We start from the raw sequence: 243 nt of genomic DNA, 5'->3' as shown, positions 1-243 counted from the left end.
GCTCTGCACTGTGCCGTCACGCGGCATGGTGATGTTCATCCCCGGCACGCTGACCAGACCGGCCTGGGCGTGGCTGACGAAGTACATGCCGTACACCGACTTGAAGATGAAACCGGCAGCGACCAGGCCAACGGCGAAAATACCGGCGCTGAAGGTCACGGCTTTCAGACGGCCAAACGGGGTCATGCCGGTGTCGTTGGTCTTGTTCTTGCGCGCCTTGGTGAAGTTGTCGCGCTGCAGGGT

The 243-nt window shown here is 61.7% G+C and carries 1 pseudogene; it reads right to left on the bottom strand.

Annotated features, from left to right (window positions below):
* Positions 1-243: pseudogene (locus AAEY83_RS17975) on the bottom strand (alginate biosynthesis protein Alg44); the annotation flags it as partial.

The organism is Psychrobacter sp. TB20-MNA-CIBAN-0197, assembly GCF_040309765.1.
Lineage (GTDB): Bacteria > Pseudomonadota > Gammaproteobacteria > Pseudomonadales > Moraxellaceae > Psychrobacter > Psychrobacter submarinus.
Note: the sequence above shows the minus strand (reverse complement) of the source record. Positions and strands in the feature narration are given on the sequence as shown.